This is a genomic window from Enterococcus sp. RTP21361st1_A6_RTP21361_211029 (assembly GCF_040910045.1).
Taxonomy (GTDB): Bacteria; Bacillota; Bacilli; order Lactobacillales; family Enterococcaceae; genus Enterococcus_D; species Enterococcus_D gallinarum.
The window spans coordinates 1-13,825 of the sequence record NZ_JBDGBK010000091.1 but is presented as its reverse complement, the minus strand read 5'-3'; the positions used below and the strand labels follow the sequence as shown (position 1 = coordinate 13,825).

The following is a 13,825-nucleotide window of genomic DNA, read 5'->3' as shown; positions in this document are numbered from 1 at the left end:
CCTTTAATAACAAGGTTATCCGCTACACCAGATCACTTATTTTTGTTTTTCTACAGCTCTTGCAACTGTTTATTGCGTTGTTTCTTTTCTCGAAGCAACTAATTTTAGAACATGAACGATAGAAAAACGTTTCACTAAACCATAAAAAAAAGAGCTTTACAGCTCTTCAAAATGATTTTCATAGCCAAAATGGGTATAAGCAAGTGTGGTAGCGATCCGTCCACGTGGTGTTCGTTTCAAAAACCCTCTCTGAATCAAGTAAGGCTCATACATATCTTCCACGGTCTCTGTTTCTTCACCGATGTTTACAGATAATGTGCTGAGGCCCACAGGCCCTCCACCATACAACTCGATCATCGTTCGAATCAGCTTCTGATCCACATAATCTAAACCAGCATGATCGACTTGCAAAAGCAGCAAAGCTTTATCTGCGATTTGGCGGTCAATGATTCCATTCGCTTGCACTTGCGCGAAGTCTCGAACACGTTTCAGCAAGCGGTTAGCGATCCTTGGCGTTCCTCGAGATCGTCGAGCAATCTCAAATGCCCCTTCTTCCACGATCTCCGTCTGAAAAATATCCGCTGAACGTAAGACGATTTCTTTTAAGTCTTGGTCTTCATAATATTCCATATGAGAAATGATCCCAAATCGATCCCGTAATGGTGCAGAAAGCATCCCTGCCCTAGTCGTAGCTCCTACTAGGGTGAATGGCGGCAACGGGAAATGGACCGGATGCGCAGTTGTTCCTTGGCCAACCATGATGTCCACGAAGAAATCTTCCATTGCAGAATAGAGCATTTCTTCGGCAACTCGCGGCAAACGATGGATCTCATCAATAAACAAGACATCCCCCGGCTGCAATTCATTCAAAATCGCAATCAAGTCTCCCGGCTTTTCGATAGCAGGTCCACTAGTCGTCTTGATGTTGACCGCCATTTCATTGGCGATGACCATCGCCATTGTCGTCTTTCCTAATCCAGGTGGTCCGTAAAGCAGCACATGATCCAATGCTTCTTCCCGATTTTTGGCTGCTTGAATGTAGATCGACAACTCTTCTTTTACTTTATTTTGACCGATATATTGCGCGAGAAACTGCGGACGCAATGATTTTTCGATCAATTCTTCTGTTTCATTCGTTTCCGGTGAAACAATCCGTTCATCCGTCACCTAACTCGCTCCTTATTTTTTCATCATCAATTTTAATGCTTCTCGTAAGTATTCATCTGTTGATTTAGTCGTATTAGGCGCTAAATATTTCTCAGCTTTCTTGATTTCTTTTTCACTATAGCCTAATGCTTTCAAAGCTGCCATCGCTTCGTCCAACGCGGTATTCGCCACAGTGACTGGTGCCGTTGGCTCTTCACCGACTAATTCTGCGACTTTTCCTTTTAAGTCCAATATCATTTGCTGTGCTGTTTTTTTGCCAACACCTGGGAATTTGGTTAAATAAGTGACATCTCCGTTTTCGACAGCCGTGATCAATCCCGCATGGTCTTCATTCGCCATAATTGCCAATGCACTTTTAGGACCGATCCCAGAGACGCTGATCAGTTTTAAAAATAATTGCTTTCCTTCTAATGTAGAAAACCCGTATAAACTATGGGCATCTTCTCTAATTACTTGATGCAGATAAATCTTCACTTCTTGATTCAGCTTGCCGCTGAACGCATACGGATTGCCGAATGCCACTTGATAACCGATACCGTGCGTTTCAACAACGATATACGCCGGAAAGATATCCGTGACTTTTCCAATAATATATTCGTACATAACCGTTCCTTTCTATACATCTAGCTGTACATACGTTCCCTTTATTGTAGCATAGACTGAAAGACAAAAAAAGAAGCAAGCGAAGCTTGCTCCTTTACTCAACAAGAGAAGTATATTCTCCATATCCTTGCTCAGCCATTTCTTCCAATGGGACGAATCGCAAGGCTGCGGAATTGATGCAGTAGCGCAACCCGCCTTTGTCTTGCGGGCCGTCTGAAAAAACATGTCCTAAATGGGAATCTGCTTCTTTACTGCGGACTTCGACACGGTGCATGCCATGAGAGAAATCTGCTTTCTCTTTGATTTCTTTGCGGTTGATGGGCTTCGAAAAAGAAGGCCATCCACAACCAGCATCATACTTATCTGTCGAAGCGAATAGCGGTTCGCCGCTGACGATATCCACATAGATCCCTTTTTCATAAAAATCATCATAAGTCCCTGTAAAAGGACGTTCGGTCGCATTTTCTTGTGTGACCGCATATTCGATCGGTGACAATTTCGCTATCAAATCTTCTTTTGATTCTGACATTTTTCTCACCTACTTTCTTCTCTTATCTTGCCTTTTTTCCAATCGTTTGTAAACGAACTTGCTTCTTTACTTAAGAAGAGGGCAGTTCTGGCCACCTTCTGGTTCTTTCAGCAAAATGATAAAACGGCGGCTGGTCTTTCGTATAGATTTCTTCTGTGAAAACTGCTTCTGTCAATTCTTGAAACAAACCAGTGGCAAAGAAGAATTCTGCCGTCTCCTGTGCATAATAAAATAAGCTAGAGCCACACTGGCGGCAAAATCATCTTTGCGCCCAATTAGAAGAGTTATACCGTTGAATCAAGGATTCGCCAGTAAATGTGATTTGATCACGGGAACAAGCGGCCAGCGCTAAAAAAGGACCACCATGAAATTTCTGACACATTGAGCAATGACAAGCAGTCACTTGGGGATGAACCTCCGTTAGCTCAATCGTAACTTGACCACAAAGACACCTGCCGGATAGATTCATTTTTCCAGCTCCTCCGGAAATTCTTTTAATAACTTGGCAACCGTATTAACAGGGAAGCCAACGATCGTATAAAAATCCCCTTGGATCGCTTCAACAAACACTTTTGCTGCTCCTTGGATCCCATAGCCCCCGGCTTTGTCTTGATATTCCCCAGTTTTCAGATACTCGGTAATCATTTGCTCCGTCAACAGACTAAAGGATACTTGTGCAGAAACCAATTTTTCTCGTCGTTTTTCTTGTTTTTGTAAAACGACCGCAGTATGGACCCAATGAGTCTTTCCACTCATCTTCTGCAACATCCGTCTGGCATCTGCTTCATCAGCAGGTTTGCCGAAAATCTCCTGGCCCACCACTACGGTAGTGTCACTGGCGATCACAAGATCTGTGGGAAAGCAGGCTGTGACAGTTGCTGCCTTTTCCCGCGCCATTCGCTGCACATACTCCTCTGGTTCCTCTCCAAATACCACAGACTCATCGATATCTGCCGGCTGTATCTGAAAAGATGGGACCAATTCCGCTAATAATTCTTTTCGCCGTGGCGATTGAGAAGCTAAGACAATCATTCCATTCCACTCCTTGCACGATGCGGATCTTGGATCCGTTTAAACATTCGCTCCATATCACTATTGGTAAAATGAATCAATACCGGACGTCCATGAGGACAATTGAAGGGATTCTCACACTTTGCAAGATCCGCCAATAGGATTCGTGCTTGCGCCTCATTTAGATAATGATTGGCTTTGATCGAACGTTTGCAGCTCATCATGATCGCTGTTGCTTCCCTGAATTTCTTGACGCTGACTGAACCTGTCTCTAAAAGCATGTCGATCATTTCTCGAATGATGCTTTCTTCTTCTCCTGCTGGGTACCAAGTGGGATGCGCCCTTACAATAAAGCTGTTCGCCCCAAACTCCTCCAAATGGATCCCAACTTCTTGTAATTTTTTAGTTTGTTCCTTCAACTTAATCGCATCATTATTGGGATAATCTAAGACGATCGGTACCAATAATTCTTGCAAATCGTCGCTCACTTCTCCGATTTTTTCCCGAAAATATTCATATTTGATCCGTTCTTGGGCCGCATGCTGGTCCACGATATAAAGTCCTTCGTCGCTTTGAGCAAACAGGTACGTCCCATGCATCTGTCCGAAATATTCTAAATGAGGGAAACGTTGCTTGGCAGGCGTTTCTTCTAACAAACGATCCACATATTTCGTATAGTTTTTCTGTCCGGCATGCAGTTCAGGATGCAGCCGTTCTTGCGCCTGCTCTTCGATTAACGACAAGTCCTGCTGACTGGCATCCTCGAAAACAGACGCTGCTGGTTGATCAACTTCTTGGACAATCTCTGTCACAGGTACTGTCGCAGCAAAGGGATCTCGCAACGTTTTATTGGGCAGTGTTTCTTCCAGACTATCGAAAACTGCTTGATTTTCCACAGAATATGCCGAAGACTCCGGAGCCTTTTCCCTTTGCTCCGCGCTTTCTGGAAGTTTTCCACCTTCCTCCACAGGGTTTTCCACAAAGTTATCCACAGTCTGTTGATAACCTGATGACGCCACTTGAAACTTTCCTGTCTCGCGGTTGAAAGTTAATCCCGAAGAAGTCGTAGGACTCGTTCCCAGATCCAGTTTCGTTTGTTCCACAGGTTCAGTGGTCACTTTTTTCTTAAAACGAAGATTATCGGCAGCATTCGGAATCAAATTCTCGTCTCGCAAACTGTCATTGATCGATTTACTGATCAATTTGGTCAGTTCTTCTTCTTTTGATAAACGTACTTCTTGTTTAGTGGGGTGAACATTGACATCGACTAATAATGGATCCATCGTGATCTCCAGGACCGCAATCGGGAATCGTCCCACCATCAATTTTGAGCCATATCCAGCAACGATTGCTTTATTCAAGGCAAAATTCCGAATGCATCGTCCATTGATGATCGTGGATAGATAATTACGGCTAGCCCGGGTCACTTCAGGCAACGAGACATAACCAGTCAGCTTAAAATCAAGATCTTCACTGTTGATAGCTAACATTTTTTTAGCAGTCTCAACACCATAGATCCCGGCGATGGTTTGTTTCAAATCCCCGCTACCAGTAGTAGTCAGCATTTTATTGCCTTCATGGACCAAGCGAAAAGCAACTTCCGGGTGACTCAATGCAATACGGTTCACGATATCGCCGATATTGGCCAATTCTGTCTGCAATGTTTTGACATATTTCAAGCGCGCTGGCGTATTATAAAAAAGGTTTTCTACAGTGATCTTCGTTCCTTGCCGCAAGTTCGCTGGTATATGTTCTTCCACAGTACCTCCCTTCAACCGAAGGAATGAGCCTTGGGAAGCATCTTTGACAGCTGTTTCGATTGTTAAAATCGAGACTGAGGCAATACTTGGCAATGCCTCACCGCGAAAGCCAAGTGTCCGTATCCGAAACAAGTCATCGCGGTTATGGATCTTACTGGTGGCATGGCGCTTGAAGGCCGTAACGACATCTTCTTCGGCAATCCCCTCGCCATTATCGATCACCTGGATTTTGCGTAGACCGGCTTCTTCAATGAAGATATCGATCTGTGTGCTGCCGGCATCCACTGCATTTTCCACAAGTTCTTTGACAACAGAGGCTGGCCGTTCCACGACTTCACCGGCAGCGATTTGATTCGCTAGACGTTCAGATAATTCTTGGATCTTGCCCATCTGTTTTCCTTCTTTCTAGATTCGTTTTTGCAATTCATAAAGCTTATTTAACGCATCCATTGGGGTCATTTCTAAGAGATTCAGTTTTTTCAACTGATCGATGACGCCAACTTCTTCTGTGGACACCTCGCTAAACAATGAAAGCTGTTGTGTTTCTTCTATCACAGGCTTTTCGATCGTTGGTTCATGTTCTTCCAGAGCTTTCAAGATCGTTGCCGCCCGTTGTAGTAATCCGCTAGGCAGTCCTGCAATTTTCGCCACATGGATTCCGTAGCTCTTGTCTGCCGGACCTTCCATCATTTTATGCAGGAAGACAACTTCACCGTCTTTTTCTACCGCTCCTACATGAATGTTCCGCAAACGCAGTAATTCTTCGTCCAATATGGTCAGTTCGTGATAATGGGTCGAAAAAAGGGTCTTCGCTTTGACTTCTTTATGGATATATTCAATGATGGCTTGAGCAAGTGCCATCCCATCATAGGTGGCTGTTCCACGCCCTAATTCATCGAATAGGATCAAACTGTTTGGTGTGGCATGACGCAACGCCTGATTGGCTTCCATCATCTCGACCATGAATGTACTTTGTCCAGCAATCAAGTCATCGCTGGCACCGATTCGGGTAAAGATGCGGTCAAAAATCGGCATTTCTGCTGATTGCGCAGGAACAAAACAACCGATTTGAGCCATAATCACTAACAGTGCCAATTGCCGCATATACGTACTCTTACCAGACATATTCGGTCCAGTGATCAGTAAAATATCGGTGTCTTCATGCATCACGATGCTATTAGGAATATATTCTTGGTGCCCCAGCACTTTTTCCACAACGGGATGACGCCCATCGATGATATTCAAGGAGCGCTCTTTTTTCAAAACTGGCCGTACATATTGATAGCGTTCAGCAATTGTCGCAAAACTTTGTAACACATCGACTGCACTAATGGCTTTGGCTAATTTCTGCAAGCGAAGGATACTTTTTTTCACTTCTTCTCGTACTTCCAAGAACAATTGGTATTCCAGATCCACCGATTTTTCTTCCGCTTCTAAAATCACTGTTTCCAGCTTCTTTAATTCAGGTGAAATAAAACGCTCCGCATTAGCAAGGGTCTGTTTTCGTTCATAACGGCCTTCTTCGAGACCAGCCAGATTGGCTTTGGTGATTTCGATGTAATAACCAAAAACACGGTTGAAGCCCACTTTTAAATTCTTGATGCCTGTTTCTTGGCGTTCTTTGGCTTCTAACTCAGCTAGCCACTGCTTGCCGTTGCGCATCGCTTCCCGATACTTGTCTAGTTGTTCGTGAAAGCCATCTTTGATGACATTTCCTTCAGTGATCTGCAGCGGTGCGTCTTCATCGATGGCGCTATCGATCAATGCCACTAACTCATCCAGTGGCTCCAATTCGATCAACAGGTCATTCCACTCTCCACGATTGATGCCTTTGATCAACTGGGCGATCAGAGGAACTTGCTGCAAAGAAGATTTCAGCTGCAGAAGATCCCGTCCATTGACATTGCCAAAGGCAACTCGCCCAACTAAGCGCTCCATGTCATATACTTTTGTCAGTGCGTCTTGTAAGTCTGCTCGTTCAAAAAAGCTGTCCAACAATGATTGAACCATTTCTTGACGTGCAAAGATCTTCTTTGGTTGGATCAAAGGACGATCCAACCACTGCTTCAATAAACGGGCACCCATTGCTGTTTTGGTTTCATCTAATAACCATAAGAGTGTTCCATGCTTTTTGCCAGTTCGAATGGATCGACTCAATTCGAGATTGAACTTTGAGTAATAGTCCATTTTCAAAGAATGATCTGGTTGATATTCTACTGCTTGCTGGATATGAGCCAAGCTGCGTTTTTGGGTGATTGCGAGATAACTCAATAATTTGCCAGTGACCGTCTTTTCATCTTCAGGCAATCCGCTAGTCAAAAAACGGAATTCAGCATTTTCTTCATATGTCTCTTGTTTTGAAAAAACAACACTCAAGCGAGTGGTCAACAGTTCTTTAAGGGAGTCAGGAACTTCGCTGCACAAAACGACTTCCTTGGTTTGTAAGGCAGCGGCCTCATTCAATACCGCGTCCTCGTCTTCTAAAAGCGCGGTCTTTAACTCGCCGGTACTCAAGTCTGCATAAGCAAAACTGTAACCTTGCGTCGTTTTCATCACAGCCGTCAAGAAGTTATTATCTTTGGCGGACAGCCCTTTGCTATCCATCACTGTCCCTGGAGTGATCAATTGAACGACTTCCCGTTTGACCATTCCTTTGGTGGTTTTGGGATTTTCGACTTGTTCACAGATGGCGACTTTATAGCCTTGTTCGATCAACGTATCAATGTAATTACTGGCGGCATGATAAGGGACTCCGCACATTGGGATCGGTTCTTCCGCATTTTTGTTGCGGCTTGTCAATGTCAGCTCCAAGATTTGTGCAGCTTTGATCGCATCTTCATTGAACAGTTCATAGAAATCTCCCAGACGATAGAACAAAAAAGCATCTTGGTATTGTGCCTTGATGCTTAAATATTGTTCCATCATAGGAGTGTTTTTAGTTTTTTGAGGCATGAGCATCTTCCTCCTCGATGGCTTTATTCACTTGCTTTTGGATTTCTGTTGTGACGTAGTGCAGCAATTCATCTGCTGCCTGAAGTGCCGCACGATAGGCGATCACGAGTGGATGCTGGTCATATTGTTGGGTCAACTCAGCCACTCGTCGCAAAGCATCCTTTTTTGCTTCCGGTTTATCATAATGTTCATACTGAACGATTTCTTTTTGGGTTTGCTTGATTGCTTCTTCTAACTCCAGCAGCTTTTGATTCTTTTGCGCCCGTTGTTGAATCCTTTGAAACTCTTGTACTACCGGGTGTTGTGCCAATAATTGCCGCAACGCAGCCAATTCTTGTGCTACTGCTGTTTCTTTTTCTAATGGGTCCATGATTCTCCTATTCTGTAAAAGGCCGGTCTTCGCTGATTTGGATTGGACGAATCGATTTGGCTTTTCCAGTTTGTTCATCGATCTCGATCAGACAAGCGGACAAAATACTGCGTCCGTTCTCGATCACTTCAAAGCGTTGCGGCAATGCCGTCAAGAATTTTTCGATGATAGGTTCTCGTTTCATCCCTAAAATCCCATCATAAGGACCAGTCATTCCTACATCTGACAAATAAGCCGTTCCTTGTGGCAAAATTCGGGCATCATTGGTTTGTACGTGGGTGTGTGTGCCGACGACTGCAGAAACTCGTCCGTCTAGATACCAGCCCATGGCTTGTTTCTCACTCGTTGTCTCACCATGAAAATCAACAAAGATAAATGGTGTACGCTTGCGGGCGATAGTCACCAACTCATCCATTTTACGAAAAGGGTCATCAATGTCGACCATGAAAGAGCGTGCTTGCATATTGATGACTGCTAATTCGATCGCATTGACTTTCACAAAGACCATTCCTGTACCAGGAGTCCCTTCTGGAAAATTTGCCGGACGAATCATTTTTTTTGCATCACCAATAAATTCAAAAATATCTCGATTATCCCATGTATGATTTCCTAGTGTGATCACATCGACGCCATCTTGAAGAAATTTCTTATAAATTTTCCCCGTGATCCCCCGACCCGCAGCTGCATTCTCGCCATTTGCGATCGTCACTTGCGGCCGATAGGCTTTCTTCAATTTTGGTAAATACTCTGTCAAGGTATTTCTCCCTAACGATCCAACCACATCTCCAATAAATAATACCCGCACACTTTTTCCTCTTCTCTTTTAACATCTTTCTTTATTATAAGTGTTTTTCTTGAGAAAAAAAAGAGCTATTCCATAACAGCAAACAACCTTAAACTACAGGAATTCCTTCCTACCGACTGCTCTTGTTGCTCTTCTAGGACCCTTTAGAAAATAAAACACTCTCCAAACAACGTTGGTCGTTTGGAGAGTCATCATTATTCAGCAACACGTTTCACGATCGCAACGATTAAGTCCCGCGCCTTTGCCATCGCTTCAACAGTGATAAATTCATATTGACCGTGGAAATTCTCGCCGCCGGTAAATAGATTAGGGGTTGGGATCCCTTTGTAAGTGATTTTGGACCCACCTGTGCCGCCGCGAAAAGGGGCTTCGATCGGTGTGATCCCTAAGTCTTTCATTGCTTGACGAGCAATGATAACACTTTGAGGATTTTCTTTGATTCGGTCGCCCATATTGTAGTATTGATCATACAGCTGATAGGTGATCCGCTCACCATAGTACTCATTCAACTTTTCAATGATCTGCACCATCTTCTCCTTGCGCTTTTGGAAAAGCGTTTGATCGTGATCACGAATGATGTAGGAGAGTTCTGCTTGCCCGATATGTCCAGAAAGATTGTGAAGTAAGTAAAAGCCTTGATAGTCTTTTGTTTTTTCCGGGACTTCTGCTTGCGGCAGTGCCGCATCGATCTGGTTGGCGATCTTTAATGCATTGACGAGACGACCATAAGCCGTCCCAGGATGGACGCTTGTTCCGTTGATTTGGATATCGATCCGCGCAGCATTAAAGGTTTCATACTCCATATGTCCCACACGACCACTGTCCATTGTATAAGCAAAAGCCACTGGGAAATCGGCTGGGTCAAACAGATCCGCCCCTTTCCCAATTTCTTCATCCGGACCAAAAGCGATCCAGACATCTCCCCGTTCTTGTGGATCAATCGTTTGTAAAATCCGCAATGCATCGATGATCTCAGCAATCCCGGCTTTATCGTCTGCACCTAGGAGCGTCGTTCCATCTGTAGTGATCAACGTCTCACCTATGTAGTCTTTGAGGTTAGGAAACTCAGCGACTGTCATCATGATCCCCAACGGCTCATTGAGGCAAACGTCTTTGCCATCATAATTTTCATGGATCTGGGGTTGGATGTTTTCGGCTGCAAAATCAGCGGTGTCTACATGTGCGATAAATCCGACAGCCGTTTTGTCCGGATTTCCTGCAAGACGTCCGATCACAAAGCTATTCTTTTCATGGTACAACACATCGTTAAGCCCCATAGACTGCAATTGATCCCGTAATAAAAGTGCCAGCTCAACTTGTCCAGGGGTAGTAGGAATTGTTTGGCTGCTTGCATCGGAACGGGTATTGATTTTGGCATAACGCAAAAAATCGGCGATCATTGGTTTGTCCTTCACTTTCGTCACTTCCTTCAAAAAGATAATGGTCGATGGTCCGTTTCATGGATGATCTGTCGGAAATCTGCAAATCCTGCATCTAATCCTCGGAGCAGCATTTCTGCTGTACCGATATTCGTAGCCAACGGGATTTCATAAACATCTGACAGACGGATCAATGCGGTCACATCCGGCTCATGTGGTTGCGCTGCCAATGGATCGCGCAAAAAAATCACCATATCCAACGCATCCTCCGAAATCATCGCCCCAATTTGTTGATCGCCTCCTAAAGGACCAGACTTATAGCGATGAACGGATAGTCCCGTAGCTTCTTGGATTCGTTTTCCTGTTGTTCCTGTGGCATATAATTGATGCTGTGCCAAGATTTCGCGATAAGCGGTGACCATCTTCACCATCAATTCTTTTTTGCGGTCATGGGCTATCAATGCTATTTTCATCTTCACTCCTCCTCTTTTTTCCATTGTACCAATACTTGCTGAAAAAAAGAAACTGTGCTCCCAAGAATAAGACATTGCCTAATCTTACACAGAGCTTCCATCATAGAATCAACCGGATCCCTTAGTAAAATAGGTAGGCTGCCACCTTAAGAAGGGGCACCGAAGGAAATCCTTCTGGCAATTTGCGGGGCTGATTTCTCTGATTTGGCTGTTGCAAAAAATTTCAGGTTTGTCTGTTTCTTAGGACACAGTTTGTTTAAATCAAGTCTAGTTCTTTCAATGCTTGCCAGATGCCATCCTCATCATTGCTGGCGGTGACTTTATCAGCGATCGCTTGAATCTCGGGAGCCGCGTTACCCATGGCCACGCCGACGCCGGCAGCTTGCAGCATTTCGCGATCATTTTGGCCATCGCCAAAACAAATCACATCTTTTTGTGAGATTCCTAGTTGGTGTGCCACCGAAAGAATCGTGGCTGCTTTTGAACCATCTTTTGGCACGACATCGACACTGTTTTCATGCCAGCGAACAAAACGTAATTTACTGTAGCGATCGTCAAAATAGTCTTCATACTCTTTCCCATAAAAAGCCAACGCTTGATAGACTTCTTTTTCTTCCGGAAAGTGCATGTCTAATTCAGGCAATTGTGCGCCAAAAGAGCGCATTGCTTCATCCATGATGCCAATATTTAAAGAAGAAGCTCGTTTAGCCGTATCCATTCCCACAAATGCGGTATCGATCCCTAACTCGTTTGCTTCAGCAACAAATGCTTTTAGCTGTTCTTCATCTAATAAATTTTTGTACACTTGTTGGTGTGCCAAAAATGCAGCAGCGCCATTGCATAAAATATAATTATCAAAAGCAAGGGAGCGGATGATGTCTTTCGCATGGAAACGACTGCGGCCTGTAGCAACTGTCACGAAATGCCCTGCATTTCGCAGCAACTCCAATGCTTCAATCGTACTTTCCAACGGTTGCTTGTTCGAATCCAGTAACGTGCCATCAATATCAAAAGCAAAGAATTTCCGATTCATATCCATAAAAAACTAAGACTCTCTTTCTGTAAGAAATAACAAGAATTTTTACTTTTGGATCATGTTCTCTCCAAAAAGCATACCCTATTCTTAACATAAAAAGCTGTCTATTTCAATAAGTGGCGGATCTTGGTGAATGACTCTTGCTCACCAATGAAGGTGGGCTCATTTTTTTGGGAAACTGAAATATTTTCAACCACATGAAGTGTTTGCCTCAATCGTCTTTGTCTATTTGGCAGTGACTGGTTGAGTGCCCCAGACTTCATCTGCCACTTCAATGATCAGCTGCAATTTCTTCCATTGATCTTCTTCTGACAGAATGTTGCCCTCCTCTGTTGAAGCAAAGCCACACTGCGGACTCAAGCTCAAACGCTCTAAGGGCACGTATTGGCTGGCTTCTTTGATCCGGGCAATCAAGCTTTCTTTCTCTTCCAGAGCCCCATTTTTACTTGTGACTAGACCGAGAACGACTTTCTTTGTTTCCGGGACAAACCGCAATGGCTGGAAGTCCCCAGAGCGATCATCATCAAACTCCAAGAAAAAGGCTTCGACCGCTTCATGTCCCAACAGCGAATCCGCAACTGGCTCATAGCCTCCCGATGCCGCCCATGTCGAATGGTAATTGCCACGGCAAACATGGGTAGTCACGTGCAGGTCGTTAGGCAGATCCACCAATGCACTGTTATTCAACCGCAGATACAATTTTTGTAATTTTTGTGTATCATACTCATCGTTGGTCCTTGACTGCCAGTAATTTTTGTCCACCAGCATCCCCCACGTACAGTCATCCAATTTTAGATGACGACAGCCAAGATCATACAAGGCTAAAATGGTTTCACGATAGGCTTGCGCAATATCAGCAAGCAATACTTCCCGATCCGGATAGATAGCGTTCACTTTTTCTTCGTTGCTGCCTCGAACAAGTTCGACAAACAATTGAGCAGGCGCTGGGATACTCTGGCGAACAGGCACCCCATCTGCCTGAGCCGCGACAAAGCGATATTCCTCAAACACGGGATGTTCTGGATTGAATGCGACTTTCCCAGCTAATCGTGCAGAATCAGCACGGGTTTCTTCCCCATGGAACAAGTAGCCTTGATCCATTAAAATATGCTCTATTCCTTGAAATCCCCAGAAAAAATCCAAGTGCCAATAACTACGGCGAAATTCGCCATCGCTGACATATTTCAAGCCAACTTCTTTTTGTTTTGCGACTAACTCACTGATCGCCTGATCCTCAACTTCTTTTAACTCGGATCGAGTGATTTTTCCTTCAGCGAACGCTTCCCTTGCTTGCTTCAACTTCTCCGGACGCAAAAAACTTCCTACAATTTCATAATGATTGATCACTTGGCACATAGTTTCTCCTCCTTTTTTGGGTAAAAAAAAATCCTTAAGAGTTATCTCTTAAGGATGTAATAAATTTACATGGTACCACCTTAGTTTGCATCCGACTTACGAAGAATGCCTCTACTCCAATGCGACGCTGTTGCGTGATATTGGGGTCTCAGTAACGGGGACATCCGTGCGCTTCTAAAACTTGCGTTCTCGAAACACCCACTCAAAAGCCATTTTCAGATTCGTTTTCTTTCACCCTTTTTCAGCTGTCGGGGCTCTCTGTTAGAAATTCCACAGAATCTTACTTTCTTTTTCTACGTGTTTACTTATTGATTTTTAACAAGGATAGCAGAATGATTTTAGTGTGTCAATATTGATTTTAAAAAAAAGAAGCATTGCTGCTTC

At 44.0% G+C, this 13,825-nt stretch carries 13 protein-coding genes and 1 other annotated feature; all 13 genes read right to left on the bottom strand.

Annotated features, from left to right (window positions below; translation table 11 throughout):
* Positions 1 to 156: 156 nt before the first annotated feature.
* The 13 genes from ruvB to AB5Z52_RS13635 all read right to left on the bottom strand — a co-directional run bounded on the left by ruvB (position 157) and on the right by AB5Z52_RS13635 (position 13,441).
* Complete coding sequence (gene ruvB, locus AB5Z52_RS13695; RefSeq protein ID WP_003128097.1) at positions 157 to 1,167, bottom strand: Holliday junction branch migration DNA helicase RuvB; 1,011 nt, start codon at positions 1,165 to 1,167, stop codon at positions 157 to 159.
* A gap of 12 nt (positions 1,168 to 1,179) precedes the next feature.
* Positions 1,180 to 1,770 (bottom strand): Holliday junction branch migration protein RuvA, encoded by a 591-nt coding sequence (gene ruvA / locus AB5Z52_RS13690; RefSeq protein WP_003128096.1) that lies wholly within the window; start codon positions 1,768 to 1,770, stop codon positions 1,180 to 1,182.
* A gap of 94 nt (positions 1,771 to 1,864) precedes the next feature.
* Complete coding sequence (gene msrB, locus AB5Z52_RS13685; protein ID WP_131731974.1) at positions 1,865 to 2,299, bottom strand: peptide-methionine (R)-S-oxide reductase MsrB; 435 nt, start codon at positions 2,297 to 2,299, stop codon at positions 1,865 to 1,867.
* A gap of 259 nt (positions 2,300 to 2,558) precedes the next feature.
* Positions 2,559 to 2,768 carry a GFA family protein gene (locus AB5Z52_RS13680; protein ID WP_003128094.1) on the bottom strand — a complete coding sequence of 70 codons (210 nt, stop codon included), beginning with the start codon at positions 2,766 to 2,768 and terminating at the stop codon, positions 2,559 to 2,561.
* Positions 2,765 to 3,331 carry a nucleoside triphosphate pyrophosphatase gene (locus tag AB5Z52_RS13675; protein WP_368243830.1) on the bottom strand — a complete coding sequence of 189 codons (567 nt, stop codon included), beginning with the start codon at positions 3,329 to 3,331 and terminating at the stop codon, positions 2,765 to 2,767. The genes AB5Z52_RS13680 and AB5Z52_RS13675 overlap by 4 nt, the downstream gene beginning before the upstream one ends.
* Positions 3,328 to 5,460, bottom strand: coding sequence for a DNA mismatch repair endonuclease MutL (gene mutL, locus AB5Z52_RS13670; RefSeq protein ID WP_368243831.1), 2,133 nt, complete (start codon positions 5,458 to 5,460; stop codon positions 3,328 to 3,330). Before mutL ends, AB5Z52_RS13675 begins: the two co-directional genes overlap by 4 nt.
* A 15-nt stretch (positions 5,461 to 5,475) precedes the next feature.
* Positions 5,476 to 8,022 (bottom strand): DNA mismatch repair protein MutS, encoded by a 2,547-nt coding sequence (gene mutS / locus AB5Z52_RS13665; RefSeq protein WP_131731973.1) that lies wholly within the window; start codon positions 8,020 to 8,022, stop codon positions 5,476 to 5,478.
* Complete coding sequence (locus AB5Z52_RS13660) at positions 8,006 to 8,395, bottom strand: YlbF family regulator (RefSeq protein WP_081842105.1); 390 nt, start codon at positions 8,393 to 8,395, stop codon at positions 8,006 to 8,008. The genes mutS and AB5Z52_RS13660 overlap by 17 nt, the downstream gene beginning before the upstream one ends.
* Before the next feature lie 4 nt (positions 8,396 to 8,399).
* Entirely contained in the window at positions 8,400 to 9,197 is a 798-nt protein-coding gene (locus tag AB5Z52_RS13655) for a TIGR00282 family metallophosphoesterase (RefSeq protein ID WP_003128088.1), read from the bottom strand.
* Between the two features lie 194 nt (positions 9,198 to 9,391).
* Positions 9,392 to 10,597, bottom strand: a complete 1,206-nt coding sequence (pepT, locus tag AB5Z52_RS13650) for a peptidase T (RefSeq protein WP_368243834.1) — start codon at positions 10,595 to 10,597, stop codon at positions 9,392 to 9,394.
* Positions 10,598 to 10,626: 29 nt separating this feature from the next.
* Entirely contained in the window at positions 10,627 to 11,049 is a 423-nt protein-coding gene (mgsA, locus tag AB5Z52_RS13645) for a methylglyoxal synthase (protein WP_003128085.1), read from the bottom strand.
* Positions 11,050 to 11,305: 256 nt separating this feature from the next.
* Complete coding sequence (locus AB5Z52_RS13640; protein ID WP_003128084.1) at positions 11,306 to 12,082, bottom strand: Cof-type HAD-IIB family hydrolase; 777 nt, start codon at positions 12,080 to 12,082, stop codon at positions 11,306 to 11,308.
* Positions 12,083 to 12,310: 228 nt separating this feature from the next.
* Positions 12,311 to 13,441, bottom strand: a complete 1,131-nt coding sequence (locus AB5Z52_RS13635) for a 5-methyltetrahydropteroyltriglutamate--homocysteine S-methyltransferase (RefSeq protein WP_005470059.1) — start codon at positions 13,439 to 13,441, stop codon at positions 12,311 to 12,313.
* Positions 13,442 to 13,488: 47 nt separating this feature from the next.
* Positions 13,489 to 13,746 (bottom strand) — a binding site (T-box leader).
* Positions 13,747 to 13,825: the final 79 nt, after the last annotated feature.

Bases quoted from the DNA above. Each gene is read 5' to 3' on its own strand.
- mutL (WP_368243831.1), bottom strand. From the start codon at position 5,460: ATGGGCAAGATCCAAGAATTATCTGAACGTCTAGCGAATCAAATCGCT.
- pepT (WP_368243834.1), bottom strand. From the start codon at position 10,597: ATGATCGCCGATTTTTTGCGTTATGCCAAAATCAATACCCGTTCCGAT.
- mgsA (WP_003128085.1), bottom strand. From the start codon at position 11,049: ATGAAAATAGCATTGATAGCCCATGACCGCAAAAAAGAATTGATGGTG.
- AB5Z52_RS13640 (WP_003128084.1), bottom strand. From the start codon at position 12,082: ATGAATCGGAAATTCTTTGCTTTTGATATTGATGGCACGTTACTGGAT.
- AB5Z52_RS13680 (WP_003128094.1), bottom strand. From the start codon at position 2,768: ATGAATCTATCCGGCAGGTGTCTTTGTGGTCAAGTTACGATTGAGCTA.
- AB5Z52_RS13635 (WP_005470059.1), bottom strand. From the start codon at position 13,441: ATGTGCCAAGTGATCAATCATTATGAAATTGTAGGAAGTTTTTTGCGT.
- msrB (WP_131731974.1), bottom strand. From the start codon at position 2,299: ATGTCAGAATCAAAAGAAGATTTGATAGCGAAATTGTCACCGATCGAA.
- AB5Z52_RS13675 (WP_368243830.1), bottom strand. From the start codon at position 3,331: ATGATTGTCTTAGCTTCTCAATCGCCACGGCGAAAAGAATTATTAGCG.
- ruvA (WP_003128096.1), bottom strand. From the start codon at position 1,770: ATGTACGAATATATTATTGGAAAAGTCACGGATATCTTTCCGGCGTAT.
- mutS (WP_131731973.1), bottom strand. From the start codon at position 8,022: ATGCCTCAAAAAACTAAAAACACTCCTATGATGGAACAATATTTAAGC.